The organism is Methylocaldum sp. RMAD-M (assembly GCF_017832375.1).
Classification (GTDB): Bacteria; Pseudomonadota; Gammaproteobacteria; order Methylococcales; family Methylococcaceae; genus Methylocaldum.
The window spans coordinates 103,927-124,137 of sequence record NZ_JAFIBZ010000005.1; the positions used below are offsets into that span (position 1 = coordinate 103,927).

A 20,211-nucleotide genomic window follows, 5' to 3' on the forward strand; every position below is an offset into this window, starting at 1 on the left:
CTAAAAAGACGCTCGAATTTTACACGGATCAACGCCGGTGGGAGACTCTCAGCGTACTGAAGGCGGGCAGCACGACCAACGCGCAGATCAGGGTGAGCATGAGGCCGATGGTCAGGATCATTCCCATGCTGGCGGTGCCTTGATGAGCGGTAAAGGCTAGGCTGCCGAAGCTGAATACGGTCGTCAGCGAGCCGTAGAATATCCCTTGTGCTTCGCTGGTACTGAGCAGGTTTTCATCGTTCGAATGCAGATAGTGTAGACGGTGCGCCATGTGAATGCCGTTGTCGACTCCCAGGCCGAAAAGCAAGGGCAGGGCGATGATATTGGCGAAGTTGAACGGGATATCGAACAGCACCGTCGAGGCGGCGGTAAATAGGGACGCCAGCAGCAGCGGCAGCAGGACCAACAGCGTGTCCTTCAGATTTCGTACGATCAGCAGCAACAGGATCGTGGTGGCGACGAAGGCAATGCCGAACGCTTGCTGAAAGGCGTTGATGGCCTCGTTCATGGATTCGAGATAAGCGACCGGCACGTCGGTTACATTCTTGTCGACTTTTTGCGCCTCAAGGATGAATTCGCGCAAGTTCTCGAGATCGTTCAAGTCTTTATTCGGGAAGATTTGTAGACGGTACAGTCCGTCGGCGCTGACCCAGCGATTTTTCAGGTCGGGAGGTAAGGTCCCCATGGAAATCGGATGGGCCTGAAGGCTTTCGCGAAGATTGGCGATGGTAGCCGGAAGCGGGCCTAAAATGCTGTCCTGAAGCCGGCCGAGCATCGCTTGACGCGTGCTTTCGTCGGCGGTTTCCAGGCGGGCGTGCAACTGCGTCAGAGCTTCGTCCAAGGCTTTGATTACGCCGTTTTCACCTGCCGCAGCACGGTCCCGCAACACCTGATGAAAATTCTCGATGACCTGGGGATCGACTTTCTCTCGCGTGGACGGGGGGAAACTCTCGAGTTGAGGACCCATGATGAGCGACAGATCGCTGATAATCGCGAGCTTATCGTCCTGATTCTCGGGAATGAAGTCGAAAATGCTGACAACCTTGTCGACTGTTGGCAAGGACTCGAATGCGGCTTTCTTGGCTTTGACCTCGGCTTCGCTCCGTGCCAGGGAAGCCAATGTCATGGGGGAGGTGTCTTCGAATTGCAGCAGATATTTAAAGGTCTTGACCGATTCCGTATTGGGATCGCGCAGGTTGATCGGATTGAAGTCCACGGTGACGTCACAGAGGAGACCCACGGAGATCAAGCCAAGAACAACCGTGGCCGTGCGAATCGATGGGGCATAGCGGATCGGCCAGTTCGAGGACAGGAACGATGCGCCTTTCTTTTCCTTGCGCCGACGTGGCGGCCTCAAGGGCATGATCTTCAACAGCGCCGGCAGTATGGTGAAGGTCGTCGCCAGAGCGATGAACATGCTGGTGCCGGCGATAATACCGAGTTCCGCGACTCCGGAGTAGTTGGTGGGGATGAAGGCATAGAGGCCGGTTGCCGCGGTGATGGAGCAGAGAACGAGCGAGGAGCCGGTGGATGTCAAGGTTTCCCGCAACGCTTCCCGTTGGGAGACGCCGCGCAGGACCAATTCCCGGTAACGCAGACAGAAATGGGAGGAATACGCATCGCCCATGCCGATGAACAAGACTGCGAAGCCGATGGAGATCAGATTGAGCTGGCCGATGGCGACGGTAGCGAAACCGAGCGAAAAAATCAGCCCCATGGTCAACGCGACGAAAGTGGCGAACATCAGCTTGAAGGATCGGTAAGCGACCCACAAGGTGGCGGACACGAGAATAAGGGATGCGACGCTGGCGATCGAAACCCCGGTTCCGACGGTCTGCATTTCCTCGTGCTCCAGCACCACCTCGCCGGTTTTGCGGACGCTGACATCGGCAAGATCGCCCTGCAGTACTTCTGCCAAAACTTTATCGATAGCCCCGATTGCTTTTTCGGCGGGCAGCAATTCCTCGAAATTGAGGACCGGCGTGATATTAATAAACCGCTTGGTGACCCCGAGCCCCTCATCTCGGGTGAGCATCAATTGCTGCCACGACAGCCGGTAAGGCTTGCCTTCGCTCGTTGCAACGACCGCCTCGCGAATTTTCTCTAGCAAAGGATTCAGTTCGATTTCGAAGCCTTCTTCCGAAGCCTTCAAGGCCTCGCCCAAGATATCGAGGAGACCGCCGAGACTGTTGTTTTCGGAAATCCGGCCGATAAAAGGTTGGGCATTTGCGAGTTGGGCGGACAAATCCTCCAATTCTTCTAAATCCAAATATAACAAGCCGTTCCTAGCGAAAAATTCTCCCTCGTCCGGAATATGGACCGACTTGATTTCGGTCCTATTTTGTCTGAGTTTCTCGCCGATCAGTTTGACGGCGTCGGCGGTTTCCTCCGGCGTTTTTCCCTCGACCAGGAGAATGATGGTACTGACATCCTGAGGGAATGCTTTTTCCAGCTTGATGCGGTTTTTCTGGAATGGCAGCTCCGTCGAAATCATGTCCGCCGTGTTCGTGTCGAACTTCAGGTTCTCCATGGTGTACTGGAGCGTAAAGCCGGAGGCGATCAGGAACAGCAATGTGACTAACCACGGCCGGTTGAGGAAGTTTTCTTCCCACCAGTGGACGACACGAATAAAAAGGTTCTCGGCGGTTCTGCTCATCGACGTTTTAGTTGCGAGAATTAACGGTCGGCGGACGGCGTAAGAGAGATGTCGGTTCTCAAAAGATGCGCCGTTCGGCGAAGTGTATTTGCGGCTGCGTAAAAAGCCTTCCCCAGTCGGGCCAAGGCAACGAATTCGGCAGGATGAGCCAAGGCATATCTCAGGAGCTTCGGAATGTTGACGTCGCCGCGTTCATCTACGGCGACGGCCACGGAGTTGGGAAGGTTCATGCATGCCGGATCGGCGATGGCTCTAACTGCTAGAAAAGGTACGCCCCGGGCGTTTGCGACCGAGGCTACGGAGGCGCTTTCCATATCGAGTGCAACTGCGCCTTTGCTGGCATGAAGTTCTCGTTTTTCCGCCGCGTTCGCGACGACCTTGGGGCTTCCCAGCAGAAGGCCCGTCGTGACCGGCAGCATCGGGGCTAAGGCTTGCCGAACCCGGTCGTGCCATTCGGGGCAGACCGCATGCTCGATGCCGTCCGGGCTTAAGATTCGATCGGGCAATACCAGATCGCCTGCATTCATGGAACCGTCGAGGGCCGCCGCACAGCCCCAGCTGATTAAGGCATCGACCTTGTGTTCGAGAAGTCGGAATGCGGCACTGCGCGCATGATTCGGACCGGAGCCGGAGACGGCCAACCGATGACCGTCCGGCAGTTCCAGCAGGTCGTCAAAGCAGACGCGCTGCCGGACGAGGGTACGAGCCTCGGCCGGCAGCGCAATCACAAACCCAAGGGACTTCACGCCGTGCCGTAGCGCTCGTTACGATAACGCGCCAACGCCCACAGCGGGAAAAATTTGTCGTAGCCGTGGTATTTGAGATAAAAGACCCGCGGGAAGCCCGGCGCGGTGAAGCATTCGTCCTTCCAGAAACCATCGGCGTTTTGCGTTCTGACGAGGTAATCTATGCCGGCCTCGACTTCGGGCGAATCGGTATCGCCTGCCGCCATCAGCGCGAGCAAGGCCAATCCGGTCTGAAAGGCCGTGCTGGTGTGAAAACGGCCCCGCCGTTCCGGGCTGGCGTCGTGATAGGTCAAGTTGTCCTCGCCCCAGCCGCCGTCCGGGCGTTGTACGCTCTTCAGCCAAGCGATGGCTTTCTGTATGCTCGGGTCGGTCTTGGGGATGCCTGCCGCCTCGAAGCCTACGAGTACCGACCAGGTGCCGTAGATGTAATTGGTGCCCCAGCGACCGAACCACGAGCCATCGACTTCCTGTTCTTTTCTCAGATATTCGATCGTACGATCCAGCGCCGGTTTAAGATCCGGGCGTTGTTCCAGCATCTTGCCCAAGAACATCGCGCAGCGTCCGCTGACGTCGGCGGTGGGCGGATCGAGCAGGGCGCCGTGATCCGCGAACGGAATGTGATTCAGGTAATAATGCGTGTTGTTCGCATCGAACGCACCAAATCCGCCGTTGTCGGATTGCATGCCGGCAATCCAGTTGGTGGCGCGGCGAATGTTCTCGTCGAACTCGTGGTTTTCGGCCTGAGCCAAGGCTTGGGCGACTACGGCGCTGTCATCCACGTCGGGGTAATAAGTGTTTTCGAACTGGAAAGCCCATCCGCCGCCTTCCAAATTCGGCCGGTTGATACGCCAGTCACCCGGCTCGTCGGTCAACTGCTTGCTCGCCAGCCAGCGTAGCCCGCGAGTTAGTGCGTCGTCGATCTCGGGATCCTTCTCGAACCTGTTGACTTCCTGCAGTGCCAGGCTGGATAGCCCAGTGTCCCAAATCGGCGATACGCACGGCTGGCAATAAGCGCTGTTTTCGCCGACGACAAGCAGGCGTTCGATGGCCTCCTTGGCTATGCGGCGATGCTCGTTTTTCGGTGGAAAACCCAAGTAGTCCATGGCTTCATAAGCGTTGACCATGGCGGGGAAGATGGCGCCCAAACCGTCTACCCCGTTCAATCGTGCCATGAACCAATCGCGTGCTTTCTCGGTGGCTTTTCGCCGCATCGCTTTTGGGATGAGCGGTTCCATCAGGCGGCCGATGCGTTCCAGCGCCAGAATGCTCTTGCCGAGCGGCGTCTTGACGTGGCTGAAATATCCTTTTTCCTTTTCCGGATCGACAGTAAAGAGTTCGCGAATGCCGATCTTTCTTGGGTTGCGCGCTTTAACCTTGTAGCTGCACAGGATGAACAAGGGAACCATCACTGTGCGCGACCAATAGGAGACCTTGTCCAAGTGGAACGGAAACCAGCGCGGCAGCAGCATGATTTCCACCGGAATGAACGGCACGGCGCGCCACGGCACTTGCTCGAACATGGCCAGCATGATGCGGGTGAAGACGTTGGAGCGTGCCGCGCCGCCTTGGGCCAGAATCCATGCTCTGGCTTTCTTCATATGCGGAGCGTCGATGTCGTCGCCGGCCAGTTTCAGTGCGTAATAGGCTTTGACAGTACAGCTGATATCGCCAGGACCTCCGAAGAACAACGGATAGCTGCCGTCTGCCTGCTGGTTGGCGCGCAGGTAGTTGGCGATCTTGGCCTGTAATGCTGCGTCGATTTCGTCCATGTAGTGCATCATCAAGATGTACTCGGATGGAATCGTGCAGTCCGCTTCGAGCTCGAACACCCAGTAGCCGGACTGGTGCTGCAATCCGAGCAACTCCTTTTTGGCGCGACGGATAGCGTTATCCAAGGGTGATTCGTTATAAGGCTGGAGGAAAGCCGTATCGAGAGCGGAAAGTGCAGTCGCTTCTTTCAACATGAGCAAGGAATCCCCTGTTTGTGGTTGGCTTCTCACGTGTCGGTATGGTGACCGAGGGCCGGGAGCTGACGGCTGCTACGTTGCAAGCCGGATCCTGCAAGGAAAAATGCGGTATTGAGCAGGATATCGCTCGAACGCAGCAGACGACTTGTCAGAACGGTCGCTTTCACTGCCCGGCGTGTAATCTTGACTTGCGATGAGTCGCTGAAATAAAGGTTTTTGTTGATTTTGCGCAGGGTCAGCACTGCCATCCCCAGCGCCCACAGACAGAACTCGCGAAGACCGGTCTCGCGCGAGGGTATATACAAGGTATAGGCAAGCGCATTCTTCAGATGTCCGTGTGCAATTCCAATCAGATGCTTGAATCCCTCGCAGAACTTGGGGTCGTTATGGCCCGGTTTAAGCTTGCGTAAATCGAATCCGCACTGGCCAAAAATATCGCGTGGCAGCCAACAAACGCCGCGGGCATGGTCATCCCAAAGGTCCTTGAGGATGTTGGTCATTTGCAGACCTTGTCCGAACGATACCGCGAGCTTCATCATCTCGTCGCGATGGGCGGCGATCTCGGGGGAGTAGTGACAGAAAAGCTTGGTCAGCATTTCCCCGACCACGCCGGCCACGTAATAACAGTAGTTGCTCATTTCCTCCATGTTTGCGAGACCGTATCGCAGGTCTCGGTCCTGGAATTCTGCCATGCCATTCGCCATGATTTCGACGCAGGAGGCCAGTGCTTCCCGTTGCGGCGGATCGAAGCTGTGAGTAATGGCGATGACCCGGGGAATCAAGTGGATAAGTTCGTGCTCGGCCGGACTGGTGACTGTCGAAAGGCGAGGGCCGAGTTCGTCTCGAAGCAGTTCGGCGGCCTCGTTGCCTTGGACCACGCGCACGAATTGCTGACAGAACTTGCGCTTTTCCGTGGATGAAAGTGCCGTCTCATCTTCGATGGTGTCGACAATGCGACATAACAAGTAAGCATTCGAGACCGGCTTGGCTAAGACCGGCGGCAATTGCGGGATAGTAAGCGCAAAGGTGCGGGAGACACCTTCCAGTAGGTGAGACTGCAACGCGTCGTCGTCGCTCATCACGCTTGGATCCGAGGAAAAGCTTCCGCTCGTGCGGACGAGTGTTGCTCCGTTCAAGTTCTGAAATTCCAACCAGTTTCTAGATGCGATGTTCCGGCCAGTTCGTCTTGAGATAAGGCAGCAACGGTTCGCTGGGAAAGCAGCAAATTCTAGCCGGATTGCCCCGATCGTCAAGATGTGTTGTATTTTAACGAAATTTAGTTGAGGAAAATACAACTACAAGCTAGGATGTTGCATTAGAATTAATGCCTGGACCAACCCGAATTAACCTGCTTATCAACATGACAGGTGGTCTGATGAATTCCAAAGTGCATTGGTCAGGAATTTAGTTATGGTTTATAGTCTGCGGCGCTGTGCTCGTTGTGGTGGAAACACGAATACAGGCTAATTTTAAGTGAATCGAACTTGTTAAATCGGGGGAAGGTGAATGAGCGTTCCAATAAGGCAACAACTCAGCGTAGCTAAGTATCTTCTACAACAAAAATTAAATGGAAACAAACGTTATCCGTTAGTGTTGATGCTCGAACCTCTGTTCCGCTGCAATTTGGCGTGCGCCGGTTGCGGTAAGATCGATTATCCCGATGATATCCTGAATCGTCGGCTGAGCATCGATGAGTGTTTGGCAGCTGTTGACGAATGCGGCGCGCCCATCGTTTCCATCGCCGGCGGCGAGCCTCTGTTGCATAAGGAGTTGCCGCAGATCATCGAAGGCATCATTCAGCGTAAGAAATACGTCTATCTCTGTACGAACGCGCTGCTTCTCAAGAAACGAATCGACGATTACAAACCCTCCCCCTACCTTACTTTCTCGATACACTTGGACGGCAATCGCGAACGCCACGATGCTTCAGTCTGCCAGAACGGCGTGTTCGATCGGGCTACCGAAGCCGTGGAAATGGCCATTGCGCGCGGGTTCCGCGTCACCATCAACTGTACTTTGTTTCAAGGCGAGAACGCCGAAGAAATTGCCGGATTCCTCGACTACTGCAAGAAACTCGGAGTCGAAGGCACGACCATCGCGCCGGGCTTCAGCTACGAGCATGCGCCGTTGCAGGATATCTTCATCAAGATGCGCGACAGTAAGGAATTGTTCCGCAAGGTTTTCAAACTAGGCCGCGGCCGCAAGTGGAAGCTGAACCATTCGAGCCTGTATCTGGATTTTTTGGCGGGCAACCAAGCCTACAACTGTACTCCTTGGGGTAACCCCACCCGCAATGTATTCGGCTGGCAGAAGCCTTGTTATTTGTTGGTCGACGAGGGTTACGCTCCATCTTTCAAGGCATTGATGGAAGAGACGCCCTGGCATAAATACGGCAACTCCAAGAATCCGAAATGCGCCAATTGCATGGCCCATTGCGGATACGAGGCGAGCGCCGTGGAAGATGCCGTCAGAAATCCCTTGAAAGCGGCGTGGGTTGCTCTATTCGGGCCGCGTAGCGATGGACCGATGGCGCCCGAGCCGGTGCCGGAGTACGATGTGGAAACGGTTGGCGCCAAAGCGCGGCCGGCCATCCGCATCCAAGCCATCGACTGATTTCTCTTACATAGGCCGGCGGCACAGGTTTGAGCCAAAGTGCCGCCGGCCTTTTTCTATTTCTTCTTCTTTAGATTTGTTTATCTATCCTGACTCATTCCTGCGAGGCAGTTTTTGCCGCGGGCGCAGAACGCCGCCTTCCCTTTGCTTACAGCCAGCGCGGTACTCGGCGTTGGTATTCCAGATAGTTCTCCGCGAAGAGGCCGGCTAACTTGGTTTCTTCGTAAGGAATAAAGTGCCGGTCGATCACGAAATAGAAGCCTATCGGAGCGATAAACATCGATAGCGAGCCGACAAAAAAGGCGAGTCCGGTTAAGGCCGTTAGTATCCCTAGATACATGGGGTTACGGGTCCAGCAATAAGGGCCATCTTTGGCGAGCGCCGTAGGATCGTCGGTGGGGATGAATGTGGTTCGGATAAGGCGGAATTGAAACAGCGCCGAAGCGCTAGTGACGATGCCTACGGCGATAAGTATGATTCCCAGGCTGGGTATGCTGAAGGACGGGAATCCGGAGGTTATCGGGACTAAGCCGAAACCTAGACCGACAAGAGCCAAGGCGATGACGGGAGGCGGAAAACGAAGGATCTGCTGCATAATCGAAATGCCTCACAAGATTGACGGGTAGGCGGATGATACGTTAGGCCTCGACTTACTGAAAAGCCTATCCGTGATTCAAGGTTTTCTGTCATCAAAGAGCCGGGGCCGCGCGCCTCAGCGCGGGAATGGGTCGAGCTCGTTTAATCGCCAATGGATGTCCGTTGCCCGCGCGCAGAGCGCGGCGCTGATATTTTCGCCGAGATCTAAACTTCGAAGGGACCACTCATCGGGATTACCGCACGATTCCGGAATCGTTTCCCAGCGTGGAACTTCGCCGGAAGCGAGGACGCATCGGGTAAGTCCGAGTCCCAAGCCCCGGCCTACCGCTTTGATAAACGCTTCCTTACACGTCCAAACATTGAAAAATGCGGCCAACCGGTGAGAGGGGGGCAGCGAACACCAGCGGTTGCGTTCGGAAGGAGCAAAACAGCGCTCAACCAGACCTTCTATGTGGGTAAGCGGACGCCTGATTTCAAGATCCACCCCAAGTGGCATGTCCACGCCCACGGCAACGAGGGCCTGGTCTCCCGAGTGGGAAAGATTGAATACTAGCCCTCGGTCGGGTTCTGTCCCTGCGAGACGGGGTTTGCCGTGTTGGTTGCGTTCGAACTGGACGGTATGCGGTGCAATGCCTAAATAGCAAGACAGCAAGCATCGCAATGCCCCTTGCGTGGCAATGAAGCGCTGCTTATGAATATCGGAGCGGAACTGCGAACAGCGATCACGTTCGGCTGGAGCGAGCGCCTTCCAAAACGCATCACGATTAACGGGCATAACGCCGAGATTCAGGTGCCAAACGTGGATTTCTTTGCCTTTAGGATGCGCGATGGCATCGATTCGGGAATTCATTATGTGCAAGTTGGTCGGGTAAAGCCGCGTTACGGAGTAACCAGCGGCTGGAGTCCATCTATAACCGTTTCGAACTTGATTTTCGCGTATTGGAGTTCGCTTTCTTCGAACGGTCCGGGATTCGGGATGGCTTTCACGGCCGGCAAAACTTAAAATTCGCTCCTCATTGCGAACTCGTCGGCTCGTTTTTTAGATGTCAGCCGTACGATTGGAATTCCGAAATCTTAACGTAAAGCATAGATTAAGAAAAAATGAGCCTATACCGGACTGAATTTCGGTTGGGCCGTGCTTTTGGACTGAGGCGGCTTGATCGATGAGAAGAGCACTCATTACCGGCGGTAGCGGCGCCATCGGCGCGGCGGTTGCTCGACAATTGGCCGCTGACGGTCTGCATGTGGTGGTGCACGGTTTTGGAAATCGCGACGGAGCGTGCCGCGTGGTCGAAGACATCATGGCGCAAGGCGGATCGGCAGAAGCCGTTTTCTTTGACGTTGCCGATGACGAATCGGCTAAACGGGCTTTGGAGACGCTCTTGGAGGCCGGCCCTATCCAGGTCTTGGTGAATAATGCCGGCATCCATGACGACGCGCCGCTGGCGGGTATGCGCAGGGAGCAGTGGAGGAACGTTCTCGAGGTTTCATTGACCGGTTTCTACAATGTCACCCAGCCCTTGCTGCTGCCTATGATCCGAACTCGGTGGGGGCGCATTATAAGCGTCTCGTCGGTAGCTGCACTCATGGGGAACCGGGGGCAGGCCAATTACGCAGCCGCGAAAGCGGGATTGATAGGTGCCTGCAAGTCGTTGGCTCTGGAAGTTGCATCTCGCGGAATCTCGGTGAACGTGGTTGCGCCGGGAATTATCGAAAGTCCGATGATTTCAGAAGCCTTCAATCCCGAATTGATCCAGCAACTGGTGCCCATGAAGCGCGCCGGAACGCCAGAGGAGGTGGCGCATCTGGTCGGCTTTTTGGCCTCGGACAAGGCGTCCTATATTACGGGGCAGGTGTTCTCCGTCAATGGCGGCATGGCATGAATCCGGATCGGACCGGCGGCAGAAACGCGGCATATGCCCTGGTGATTCCGGCGTTCAATGAGGCGGCGACCATCCGGGAGGTCGTGGGCGCAGCGCTTCGGTACGTGCCGCGCATCATCGTCGTGGACGACGGCTCGACCGACGGGACTTCCTCGACACTGGACGGGCTCGATATCGAATTGCTCCGGAACGAAACGAATCAGGGCAAAGCGGCTAGTCTTTGGCGTGGCTTACAGCACGCATTGCGAGATGAAAGCATCCTTGCCGTAATGACGATGGACGGCGACGGTCAACATGATCCGGCTGAAATTCCCAGGCTGCTTTCGGCGGCGCATCGGTTCCCGCACCATATCGTGATCGGATCCAGGCTGTGGAATAGGGCAGCCATACCGTCGGCACGCTACCGCGCCAACCGTTTCGCCAATTTTTGGATCGCTTGGGCTTCCGGGCAACCGATAGAGGATAGCCAATCGGGGTTTCGGATTTATCCCGCCGATTTGATCCGCTCGGTGAAATTGTCCTGTACTCGAGAAAGGAGTTTTGTATTTGAGAGCGAAATTCTGATCGAGGGGGCTCGCATGGGGTTTTATGCCATGCCGGTGCGGGTCAGTACCGTTTATCGCGCTAATGCGCGTCCCAGCCATTTCCGCCCGGTGACGGATATCCTCAGAATTACGCGCATGGTGGCGTGGAAGCTGATCACGAAAGGACTTTATTTAAAGGGACTTTGGCGCAGCTTGACCATGCGCCCGATAAGCTGCGAGCAGTGTGGCTCGTAGCGGATTTTACGGAAGCGGAATATCGGATAATGGCGATCGATTCGGTTCAGGGTGGTGTTCAGACGACCGAGCAGGTGCTCTTTTTTACCCTGGTACAGGTCGCAATCATCATTATTGCGGCGCGCGTGGCGGGCTATTTGGCCAGGCGGGTCGGCCAGCCTCGGGCCGTGGGCGAGATCGTCGCCGGGCTCTTGCTCGGTCCTTCGCTATTCGGCGTGCTCGCGCCGGAAACGTTCCAGCTGATATTTCGGACTGCCGACACGACGCCTATCAGCATTATGAGTCAGATCGGACTGATTATGTTGATGTTTCAAGTCGGTCTGGAATTCGATTTCTCACAGCTCAAATCGCGACAAAACCAGCGGGCGGTCGGCCTAATCAGCGTGATGGGAATTGCGGCGCCATTCACGCTCGGACTGGTATTCGGCTATGGGTCCGCTCCCCATCTCGCCTCCGGAATTTCGGCGTCGGCGTACGCCTTATTCATGGCCACTGCGTTTTCGATTACGGCGGTGCCTATTTTGGGGCGCATCATGATGGAGTTCGATCTGACGCGCACGCGGATCGGGGTAATCACCATCTCGTCGGCTGCCGTCAATGACGCGGTCGGGTGGACTTTGCTGGCGTTCATATCCGCTGCGGTGACCGCGCATTTTTCCATTATCGGCATGTTGGCGCAGGTCGGCTCGCTTCTGCTTTACGTCATTGTGTGCTGGTCTGTGGTGCGGCAAGCTCTGCGGTTCATCGTACGTCGTTTCGAATTCAATCATCAGGCGTTGCCGCAAGACCTGATGGCGATTCTCCTGGTTATTGTGTTCACTTCGGCCATGTTGACCAGCAAGCTCGGAATTTTTGCCATCTTCGGCGGATTCATGATGGGCGTGCTGTTGCATGATCAGCATGAACTCGTGGAGGCATGGAAGCATAAGGTCGCGGATTTGGTGACGGTGTTTTTCCTGCCGATCTTCTTTACGTATACCGGCCTGCGTACCGATGTGGGAGGATTGGAAACCGCTGAGCTCTGGTTTTGGTGCGCAGCGCTGGTTTTTCTAGCGGTTTTGGGTAAATTCGGCGGCTGTTACGTCGCGGCTCGGATTTCCGGCTTGAAGAGACCGGAGGCGCGGAACATCGCCATCATGATGAATACGAGGGCGCTGATGGAGCTTGTCGTCATAAATTTAGGATTCGAGCTCGGCGTGATTCCTCCTCAGGTCTTCACCATGCTGGTGCTCATGGCGATCGCCAGTACGATCATGACGGCGCCGGGGCTCCGTGCATGGCTGCCGTCCATCGGGCACGCGATCCCGGCGGGGCGGGATGCGTGAGCCGTGAGCCGGTTTTTTATGGCCGCGAGCGGCGCTTCTCCAAACTTTCCCGCCAGGACTGCGACAGCGCCTCGACCCGGAGGGCTTTCTCGATAATCTCTTGTTGGCGCGGTCCTTTTACGATAGCGAGCATCGCATCCTTGATATTCAATTGCTCCTCGTCCTCCCGAAGGCGAACAATCGTGTCGCCGGAACGCACCTCGCCCTCCTCAAGTACTCGAAAATAAAATCCGGTTCGGCCCGAGCTGAGAAAAACATTTACAAACGAGGGATCGCCCATTTTGATCCCCAGTTTGAAACAAGGGACGCGCGGTTGGGTGACTTGAACCACAATCTTGCCGATTCGAAAGACATCGCCGATGTGAACGGATTCATCGGGCATTCCGCTGACAGTGAAGTTTTCGCCGAACTGCCCGAAAGGCAGGGACGGCTTCTCCAATTCTCGTTCCCAAAAGCGGTAGTTTTCTACGGTGTAAACATATATCGCTTTGTCCTTGCCGCCATGGTTCTTGAGATCGACTTGTGCATCGCCCTCTAGCCCGAAGGCGCCGGCTTTGACCGGACCCTTCGTGGGCTCTTTGTAAATGCCAGTGAAAATCCGGCGGCCGTCATGTTCGACCTGTTTCGGCTCGGCTAGGCTGATTGCCAAGAGTTCCATCGGCACCTCGTTGAAAGTTGGACTGATGCTAATCCGATCCCGGGACGCTCGCTCGCCTTACCGGTCCGAAAGATCGCCTGTGGCTCGGAGTCGGTCCCAATTCGCGTAAGCGAGAGATATGGACCGCCGTGGGATAGCCTTTGTGGACGGCGAAGTCGTAGCCGGGATGCAGGCTGTCGAGAATTTGCATTTCCCGGTCCCGAAACACTTTGGCCAGTATCGATGCGGCAGAAATCGCCGGCACGGTGGCGTCTCCACCGATAATGGCTTCGCCCGGACAAGGGAATGCCGGATATTGGTTGCCGTCCACCATAGCCCAATCCGGTTTTATCGGTAGAGCGTCAAAGGCCCGGCGCATCGCCAAGAGCGACGCCTGGAGGATGTTGATTCGATCGATTTCGCTTGCTTCGGCTCGGCCTACTGCCCAAGCGAAAGCTTTGGTCCTGATGGCTGCGGCCAGATCTTGGCGGCGCTGCGGCGTCAGCTTTTTGGAATCGGCCAGCCCCGAGATGTGAAAACGATCTTCGATGATCACCACCGCCGCCACTACCGGTCCGGCGATACATCCGCGGCCCACTTCGTCGCAACCGGCAATCAGTGCCATGGCATTCGATTCGGAACGAGCCTATCCGCCGTCTATCAGCGGATGATGCTCCGGCCGGTTTGCTTGAGGAAGTCCACCATTTTTTGAATCTCGGGCGTTTCGGAAGTCATCTCGTCGAGTTGCTGGATTGCCTCGTCGAGTTTTAGCCGGGACTTGTACACAGTCTTGTAGGCTTTGCGAATCTGCCGAATCGATTCGGGATTAAAACCTTGTCTCTCCAGTCCCACCGTATTGATCCCGTGGGGTTTCGTGGGGCAGCCACCAACCATGACATAAGGCAGAATGTCGCGCGTAATGACGCTGCCCATGGCGGAAAAGCTGTGTTGCCCGATCTTGCAAAATTGGTGTACCAGCGAAAAGCCACCCAATATGGCGTAGTCGTCCACGCGGACATGGCCCGCGAGCGAAGCGGCATTGGCCATGATGACATGGCTGCCTATGACGCAGTCATGAGCGACATGGGTGTATGCCATCAGCAAATTGTCATCACCGATACGGGTAGTTCCTTGATCTTGAACAGTGCCGCGATGAATCGTGACGTACTCGCGAATGACGTTGCGATCGCCGATATCGAGATAGGTGACTTCACCATGATACTTTTTGTCTTGTGGGTCTTCCCCCACGGAAGCGAACTGAAAGATCCGGTTATGTTTTCCGATACGGGTCGGCCCTTTGATAACCGCATGAGGACCAATTTCGGTGCCGGAGTCGATTCGGACATCGGGTCCGATGATCGCGTAGGCTCCTACACGGACGTCGTTCGCTAGCTCACAGGAAGGATCGATAATAGCTGTGGGATGAATCAAGACTCCTGCTCCGCCGCCGCACACATGATTTCCGCACTGGCTACGAATTCCCCGTCGACCTCGGCACGGCAGGAAAACGCCCAGATATTCCGCTTGTGACGCAGATAAGTCGCTTCCAGCATCAGACGGTCGCCTGGAACGACCGGGCGCTTAAAACGAACCTTGTCCAGGCCGACAAGGTAGTAAACCATCCCTTTTCCCAAGACATCCGGTGCGGTTTCCGATGCAAGCAGGCCGGTCGTCTGAGCTAGCGCCTCGATAATCAAAACCCCGGGCATGATGGGCAGTTCCGGGAAATGTCCAGTAAAAAAAGGTTCGTTATAGGTCACATTCTTGAAAGCCAAGAGCCGCTTGCCGGGATCTACCTCAAGAACCCTGTCCACAAGAAGAAAAGGATATCGATGAGGTAGATACTCTTTTATTTTTTGAATATCCAAAGGCGCTTTTCCTTTTTCGGGTATGGATGAGATTACAGCTCAGCCGAATTAATTTTTATAGCTATCTCTGAGTTTTTTCTCGACCTTGCTGGTCACGTCAACCGTTTCGCTGGCAAATACCACCCCATCCGTCAAAAGGAGGTCAAAGCTCTCGTCCTTGGCCAGGGATTGAATGGCTTCGAAGATCTCTTTCTGCAATTGGGTCAATTCTTCGTTACGGCGGAGATTAAAATCTTCTCGAAACTCGTCTTGCAAGCGCTTGGCTTCGCGCTTACGGCTGATGATTTCTTTATCCATTTTTTGCCGTTCGGAATCGCTCATTATCGCGGCATCCTTGGCGAGTTTTTCTTCCATCGATTTGATCGCTTTCTGCTCGGTAACCAGTTTCTTGTCGCGCGGTGCAAATTCCCGTTCCAGCTCTTTCTTGGCTTTTTCCGCCTGCGGTGCCTTTTCCAATAACCGAGCGACATTGACAAATCCAATTTTGAGTTCGGCGGCCTCAAGGCTCATGCTCGCCAATAAGCCAAGCAGTGCAAAACCAATGCTTTTCTTTAACATGTTCTAAGTCTCACTTCGAAAATTCGGTTAATGGAAAGGTTATTGATGGAAGAAATATTGAAGCTTAATAGTCTTGGAATTGAAATTCGCCGAGTTGTCTCTCACGGATTATACAAGAACTGTTCAGCGCCCAGCGACTCTCGACATCGTCTTGTGCCGTGGCGGGATCGTCAGAATCCGGAGCCGAACGAGAACTGAAAGTTTTGAACATCGTCTCTGCCACTAGCGTTTATAGGTTGCGCGATACTGAAACCCAAAGCGCCGAAAGGTGACAGCCACTTGGCCGAAAGTCCCGCGGAGTAGCGGATTTCACCTAAATCATAGGTACCGTCAAAAACATTGCCGGCATCGATGAATGTCCCCAGACGGAGGTTCTTGCTGTCTTGCATGAAGGGCACCGGGAAGAAGAGTTCGGCGGTGCCGACCAATTTGCTCGATCCCCCGAAAGGGAGGTTGCCGCCGAGCCCCTGGTTGTTGGGCTTGGTGAGCGGACCCAGTGTATTGGGTCGAAAGCCCCGGACAGACTGAGGACCTCCCGCGAAATAATGTTCGAAAAACGGCAGGCTTCCGGTATCGCCGTAACCATCGCCATAAGCGATTTCACCCTCCAGCATGAAGGTCAGATCCTTCGCGATCGGGAAATAGTGCTGAAGCTTATAGCTGGCTTTATAGTAATTCAGGTCGCTGATAGGCACCGATGCCAGTATTGAAAGGCGCTGGGATCCACCCTTCGTCGGAAAGATGGCTCGGTTCAGGGTGTCGTGAACCCAGCCGGCCGCCATCGTCAAGGTGTTGTACTTGTCGCCGTTTTCTTCGATAAAGTCGAGAATCTCCTGCGACGATCTGGATGCGGCATCGAGCTTCGTGTGTTCAAGATCCAGGTTGAAGCGCAGACTGTCGAATTCGTTCAGCGGAATACCGAGGTTGGCCCCCGCGGAGGCGACGTCGGTGTTGTAACGAGCAAGGTACATTCGCGACGCATCGGTGTTTCTGTAGCTGAGATCGAAACCGCTGCTGATGCCGTCCAGGGTCATGTACGGATTGAAATAACCGAGTCGATAAATCGTATTGACGCTGCTGTTGTTGAATGTGAAATTGATCCTTTTGCCGGTGCCGAAGACATTGTCCTGAGTAATGTTGGCATTAAAAATGATGCCTTGCGCCTGGGAAAAGCCGACGCCCGCCATCAGGTTACCGGACGGTTTTTCCACGACATTGTAATTGACGTCTATCTGGTCGGTGGTTCCGGCGACGGCCGGCGTTTCGACGTTGACCTCCTGGAAATAGCCCAGCCGCTCCAGTCGGGTTTTGGATCGCTCGATCTTGCTGGTGGAAGCCCAAGCCGCCTCCATTTGGCGCATTTCGCGCCGCAGTACTTCGTCCCGTGTCTTGGTGTTGCCGTGAAAATTGACGCGGCGAACATAAACCTGTTTGCCGGGATCGACGAAGAAGGTAATCGAAACGGTTTTTTGCGCCTCATTGATGTCGGGCACCATGTTGACGTTCGCAAATATATACCCTTCATCGCCCAAGCGATCGGATATTGCCTTGGAGGTTTCCGTAGCCAGCTTGCGCGAGAAGGTATCGCTCGGGCCGATCTTGACCAGTGGTGTCAACTCTTCGGGCGGAACGATCAGTTTGCCTGTCAGTTTGACTTCGTTGACCGAGTAGACCTCGCCCTCTTTGACATTGATCGTAATATAGATTTCTTTCTTGTCGGGCGTAATGGAAACTTGGGTGGACTCGATTTCGAAGTTGATGTAGCCCCTGTCCAAATAATACGATCGCAAACGCTCCAGGTCGGCGGAGAGTTTTTGCTTCGAGTATTGGTCGTTCTTGGTGTAGAACGAAAGCAGGTTCGGCGTGCTGAGCTCGAATTGTTCCAGGAGCTCTTCATCGTCAAAGGTATTGTTGCCGACGATATTGATCTGTTTGATCTTGGCGACCTTACCTTCGGAAATCTTGATGTTGACCGAGACTCGGTTGCGCGGAAGGTCGGTCACAACCGAATCGATTTTCAGCCCGTATTTTCCGCGGCTGTAATACTGTCGGCGGAGTTCCTGTTCGACTTTATCGAGGATTTGGCGATCGAATACTTTTCCTTCGGAAAGTCCTACGCCTTTTAAGGCTTTTGTGAGGTCTTCCGTGCTGATGTCCTTGTTGCCTTCGATCTTCACATTCGCGATGGAAGGACGCTCGTCGACGACGACGACCAAGACGTTTCCGTCCTGTTCCAGTCGAACATCCCTGAAGAAGCCCGTCTTGAACAAGGCTTTGATGGATTCCGCCGACTGCCGCTGGTCGAAAAGGTCGCCGACTTTGACCGGGAGGTAATTGAACACAGTACCGGCTGAAACTCTCTGCAACCCCTCGACACGTATGTCTTCGATCACGAACGGTTCGAGCCCCCAGGCAGAGAAGGAACAGAAAATCCCTAACAACAGCAATTTCGCTAGTTTGTAGCGGTTCATGGATTAGGGGAGTTGGGATCGCAGGGGATGGTTGGTATAAGTAGCTCGGAAAATCTAATGGATATGGCCCATTACACGCTTGCGATCAAATCCATGACGATCCTGGCGAGTTCAATCTTCGCTGATGGAAGGGAATCCAAAATCCTTGAAGTCCAAGGCGATGACATCAGGCTTCCCGCAAGTCTTTCTCCACCTGCTCGATACTGATGTGCCGGATATTCTTGCCTTTGGCATAGTAAATAACGTATTCGCAAATGTTACAGGAGCGGTCACCAATGCGCTCCAGCGACCGGGCCGACCACATGATATCGAGCGACACCGGAATGGCTCGGGGATCTTCCATCATATACGTGATCTGCTGGCGCATGATGCTTTCGTATTCCCGATCCACCATCCTGTCTTCCTGAACGACGCGCAAGGCCTCATCGACGTCCATGCGCGCGAAAGAGTCCAACGCCTCTCGAAGCAATCCGCGCACATGTTTCGCCAGTTGCTCGACCTCGGTCAACTGGTTCTTCTTCGGATAATGGCTGGCAAGATCGATAGACAGCCGGGCGATGCGCTTGGCTTCGTCCCCGATCCGCTCGAGGTCGGTAATGGTTTTGATGACCGCTACCACTAACCGCAAGTCGCGGGCGGTGGGTTGGCGTAGGGCGATGATTTGAGTGCATTCCTCATCAATCGAAACTTCCAGGGAATTAACCTTGTAGTCGTCGGTGATGACACGTTCGGCCAGCTCTACATCGTTATTCACGAGTGCGGTTACGGCCGACTCGACTTGTTCCTCGACCAGCCCGCCCAGGGTGAGCACCCGATTGCGGATGTCCAGCAGCTCGTGGTCATACTGCTTGGAAATATGCTGATGCAAGTTGTCGGTATCGAAGAAATTGGTCATCGTGCTGGGTGATCGGGGTTATCGACGGCGGAGATGTCTCCGTCCCGCATTCTATCAACTCATTCCGGCGCATGAAAGCTCGTGCGCCACGGTCTGCCATCCCTAAGCGCCAAATGGGAAAATCCAGTTTTCATCGGATATGCCGCGAAATGTAGCCAGTAATTTCGGCCCGATCATGGTAGAGCTGCTTGAACGCGAGAGAATAATCGTTAAGTGTTCTTCCTAATCGTGCTTCGATGATTTCGCGACAGCGCTTGACCTCTTCGTAACGCTTATTCATCGGCAGCTTCAGGTTGAATATGGCTCTTCGGCATAAGCCCAGAGCAGTCCACTCGCCGATCAGGGCAGCGATTCTGGCAGGCTGTTCCACCACGTCGCAAACCAGCCAGTCTACCGGCTTGGGAGGACGATAACGAAATGCGTCCATCCGCAGGTGTTCCACCAGACCGGTGTCCAGCAAGGCGGGTTCGAGTTTTCCGTTATCGACCGCGGTGACTTTGATATGGTGCTTGACCAACTGAAAAGTCCAGCCGCCCGGTGCTGCACCGAGATCGACCGCCGTCATGCCGGGGCTAAGGCTCTCTTTCGGATCGTCGAGAAAAGTCAGAAAGGCTTCTTCCAGCTTGAGCGTGGATCGGCTTGGTGCACCGCGGGGAAATTTCAGGCGGGGAATGCCCATTAACCAGGGACAAGAGTTGCCGGGTATCGAAATACCGACATAGGCGGCGATAGAGCTAAGAAAAAAGAGGTGCAGGCGGGGATCTGATGGGCTGCCGAGCAATCCGCTGTCTTTAAATGCGCGATCGAAGGGTGCTGCGAATTTGCGCAAGAAGACCGCGAGCGATTTTGCTTCGTTGGTGTCCGCGGTTTCGAGGAATGCCTCTGAAAACCGGTCTCCCAAGTGCCGGGCCGCTTGCAGCAAGGGCTGCGTGCGGTCGGCGACGGGAAGCTCGGTAAAGGGACCCAACGCAAAAACCAGTTGCCGTGCAAAGATTAGATCTTTGAGCCGAAGACCTCTGTCGTGTAGCGAAACGGCTTCGGTGGCATGCGGTATGAATGCCACGAAGCCGCTGTCGGGCTTCGCCTTTACATAGCCGGATACCCCGAGTTCGCCGGTTCGCTCCAAAATTTCGGCGGCGCATTCCTTTTCAAATCCGCCGCGGCAATAGAGTAGAACGGAGCGGGGAATATCGGTGTTTAGGGTATTCAAGCCCAA

18 protein-coding genes are annotated in these 20,211 nt (G+C 54.9%); 5 read left to right on the forward strand and 13 right to left on the reverse strand.

What is annotated here, in order from left to right; translation table 11 throughout:
• Positions 1–28: 28 nt before the first annotated feature.
• Genes JOD69_RS07080 through JOD69_RS07095 form a run of 4 tightly spaced genes read right to left on the reverse strand, consistent with a single transcriptional unit; the run spans position 29 to position 6,448 of the window.
• On the reverse strand, positions 29–2,656 hold the full coding sequence (locus tag JOD69_RS07080) for an MMPL family transporter (RefSeq protein ID WP_077730373.1): 2,628 nt from the start codon (positions 2,654–2,656) through the stop codon (positions 29–31).
• Between the two features lie 20 nt (positions 2,657–2,676).
• Positions 2,677–3,402: a hypothetical protein gene (locus tag JOD69_RS07085; protein WP_086134989.1), complete on the reverse strand. Its 726-nt coding sequence runs from the start codon at positions 3,400–3,402 to the stop codon at positions 2,677–2,679.
• Complete coding sequence (gene shc, locus JOD69_RS07090; RefSeq protein ID WP_086134988.1) at positions 3,399–5,366, reverse strand: squalene--hopene cyclase; 1,968 nt, start codon at positions 5,364–5,366, stop codon at positions 3,399–3,401. Before shc ends, JOD69_RS07085 begins: the two co-directional genes overlap by 4 nt.
• Before the next feature lie 32 nt (positions 5,367–5,398).
• Positions 5,399–6,448 carry a phytoene/squalene synthase family protein gene (locus JOD69_RS07095; RefSeq protein WP_077730413.1) on the reverse strand — a complete coding sequence of 350 codons (1,050 nt, stop codon included), beginning with the start codon at positions 6,446–6,448 and terminating at the stop codon, positions 5,399–5,401.
• A gap of 427 nt (positions 6,449–6,875) precedes the next feature.
• Between JOD69_RS07095 and hpnH the strand changes: the two genes are divergently transcribed.
• Positions 6,876–7,982 carry an adenosyl-hopene transferase HpnH gene (hpnH, locus tag JOD69_RS07100; protein WP_077730376.1) on the forward strand — a complete coding sequence of 369 codons (1,107 nt, stop codon included), beginning with the start codon at positions 6,876–6,878 and terminating at the stop codon, positions 7,980–7,982.
• Positions 7,983–8,130: 148 nt separating this feature from the next.
• On the opposite strand, the gene JOD69_RS07105 is transcribed toward hpnH, so the two are convergent.
• Positions 8,131–8,577, reverse strand: coding sequence for an isoprenylcysteine carboxylmethyltransferase family protein (locus tag JOD69_RS07105; protein ID WP_077730377.1), 447 nt, complete (start codon positions 8,575–8,577; stop codon positions 8,131–8,133).
• A gap of 669 nt (positions 8,578–9,246) precedes the next feature.
• On the opposite strand from JOD69_RS07105, the gene JOD69_RS24565 reads away from it, so the two are divergent.
• The 4 genes from JOD69_RS24565 (at position 9,247) to JOD69_RS07125 (ending at position 12,566) form a co-directional block, all read left to right on the forward strand.
• A complete protein-coding gene (locus JOD69_RS24565) occupies positions 9,247–9,582 on the forward strand; it encodes a hypothetical protein (RefSeq protein ID WP_168183869.1) in 336 nt (111 codons plus the stop codon).
• 160 nt (positions 9,583–9,742) lie between these two features.
• A complete protein-coding gene (fabG, locus tag JOD69_RS07115; RefSeq protein WP_077730379.1) occupies positions 9,743–10,462 on the forward strand; it encodes a 3-oxoacyl-ACP reductase FabG in 720 nt (239 codons plus the stop codon).
• Positions 10,459–11,241 (forward strand): glycosyltransferase family 2 protein, encoded by a 783-nt coding sequence (locus JOD69_RS07120; RefSeq protein ID WP_077730380.1) that lies wholly within the window; start codon positions 10,459–10,461, stop codon positions 11,239–11,241. The genes fabG and JOD69_RS07120 overlap by 4 nt, the downstream gene beginning before the upstream one ends.
• 29 nt (positions 11,242–11,270) lie before the next feature.
• Positions 11,271–12,566: a cation:proton antiporter gene (locus JOD69_RS07125; RefSeq protein WP_077730414.1), complete on the forward strand. Its 1,296-nt coding sequence runs from the start codon at positions 11,271–11,273 to the stop codon at positions 12,564–12,566.
• Positions 12,567–12,582: 16 nt separating this feature from the next.
• On the opposite strand, the gene JOD69_RS07130 is transcribed toward JOD69_RS07125, so the two are convergent.
• The 8 genes from JOD69_RS07130 to rlmM form a co-directional block, all read right to left on the reverse strand.
• A complete protein-coding gene (locus tag JOD69_RS07130; protein WP_086134986.1) occupies positions 12,583–13,224 on the reverse strand; it encodes an MOSC domain-containing protein in 642 nt (213 codons plus the stop codon).
• A 28-nt stretch (positions 13,225–13,252) separates the two neighbouring features.
• Complete coding sequence (gene rnhB, locus JOD69_RS07135) at positions 13,253–13,828, reverse strand: ribonuclease HII (RefSeq protein WP_086134985.1); 576 nt, start codon at positions 13,826–13,828, stop codon at positions 13,253–13,255.
• Positions 13,829–13,863: 35 nt separating this feature from the next.
• Positions 13,864–14,634, reverse strand: a complete 771-nt coding sequence (gene lpxA, locus JOD69_RS07140) for an acyl-ACP--UDP-N-acetylglucosamine O-acyltransferase (RefSeq protein ID WP_086134984.1) — start codon at positions 14,632–14,634, stop codon at positions 13,864–13,866.
• Positions 14,631–15,071 (reverse strand): 3-hydroxyacyl-ACP dehydratase FabZ, encoded by a 441-nt coding sequence (gene fabZ, locus JOD69_RS07145; RefSeq protein WP_077730384.1) that lies wholly within the window; start codon positions 15,069–15,071, stop codon positions 14,631–14,633. Before fabZ ends, lpxA begins: the two co-directional genes overlap by 4 nt.
• Before the next feature lie 48 nt (positions 15,072–15,119).
• On the reverse strand, positions 15,120–15,629 hold the full coding sequence (locus JOD69_RS07150; RefSeq protein ID WP_077730385.1) for an OmpH family outer membrane protein: 510 nt from the start codon (positions 15,627–15,629) through the stop codon (positions 15,120–15,122).
• A 170-nt stretch (positions 15,630–15,799) separates the two neighbouring features.
• Positions 15,800–18,100 (reverse strand): outer membrane protein assembly factor BamA, encoded by a 2,301-nt coding sequence (bamA, locus tag JOD69_RS07155; RefSeq protein WP_077730386.1) that lies wholly within the window; start codon positions 18,098–18,100, stop codon positions 15,800–15,802.
• Positions 18,101–18,266: 166 nt separating this feature from the next.
• Positions 18,267–18,995, reverse strand: a complete 729-nt coding sequence (phoU, locus tag JOD69_RS07160; RefSeq protein WP_077730387.1) for a phosphate signaling complex protein PhoU — start codon at positions 18,993–18,995, stop codon at positions 18,267–18,269.
• A gap of 130 nt (positions 18,996–19,125) precedes the next feature.
• Entirely contained in the window at positions 19,126–20,205 is a 1,080-nt protein-coding gene (gene rlmM, locus JOD69_RS07165; RefSeq protein WP_240507086.1) for a 23S rRNA (cytidine(2498)-2'-O)-methyltransferase RlmM, read from the reverse strand.
• Between the last annotated feature and the right edge of the window lie 6 nt (positions 20,206–20,211).

Bases quoted from the DNA above. Each gene is read 5' to 3' on its own strand.
- JOD69_RS07080 (WP_077730373.1), bottom strand. From the start codon at position 2,656: ATGAGCAGAACCGCCGAGAACCTTTTTATTCGTGTCGTCCACTGGTGG.
- shc (WP_086134988.1), bottom strand. From the start codon at position 5,366: ATGTTGAAAGAAGCGACTGCACTTTCCGCTCTCGATACGGCTTTCCTC.
- JOD69_RS07095 (WP_077730413.1), bottom strand. From the start codon at position 6,448: ATGAGCGACGACGACGCGTTGCAGTCTCACCTACTGGAAGGTGTCTCC.
- hpnH (WP_077730376.1), top strand. From the start codon at position 6,876: ATGAGCGTTCCAATAAGGCAACAACTCAGCGTAGCTAAGTATCTTCTA.
- JOD69_RS07105 (WP_077730377.1), bottom strand. From the start codon at position 8,577: ATGCAGCAGATCCTTCGTTTTCCGCCTCCCGTCATCGCCTTGGCTCTT.
- fabG (WP_077730379.1), top strand. From the start codon at position 9,743: ATGAGAAGAGCACTCATTACCGGCGGTAGCGGCGCCATCGGCGCGGCG.
- JOD69_RS07120 (WP_077730380.1), top strand. From the start codon at position 10,459: ATGAATCCGGATCGGACCGGCGGCAGAAACGCGGCATATGCCCTGGTG.
- JOD69_RS07125 (WP_077730414.1), top strand. From the start codon at position 11,271: ATGGCGATCGATTCGGTTCAGGGTGGTGTTCAGACGACCGAGCAGGTG.
- JOD69_RS07130 (WP_086134986.1), bottom strand. From the start codon at position 13,224: ATGGAACTCTTGGCAATCAGCCTAGCCGAGCCGAAACAGGTCGAACAT.
- rnhB (WP_086134985.1), bottom strand. From the start codon at position 13,828: ATGGCACTGATTGCCGGTTGCGACGAAGTGGGCCGCGGATGTATCGCC.
- JOD69_RS07150 (WP_077730385.1), bottom strand. From the start codon at position 15,629: ATGTTAAAGAAAAGCATTGGTTTTGCACTGCTTGGCTTATTGGCGAGC.
- bamA (WP_077730386.1), bottom strand. From the start codon at position 18,100: ATGAACCGCTACAAACTAGCGAAATTGCTGTTGTTAGGGATTTTCTGT.
- phoU (WP_077730387.1), bottom strand. From the start codon at position 18,995: ATGACCAATTTCTTCGATACCGACAACTTGCATCAGCATATTTCCAAG.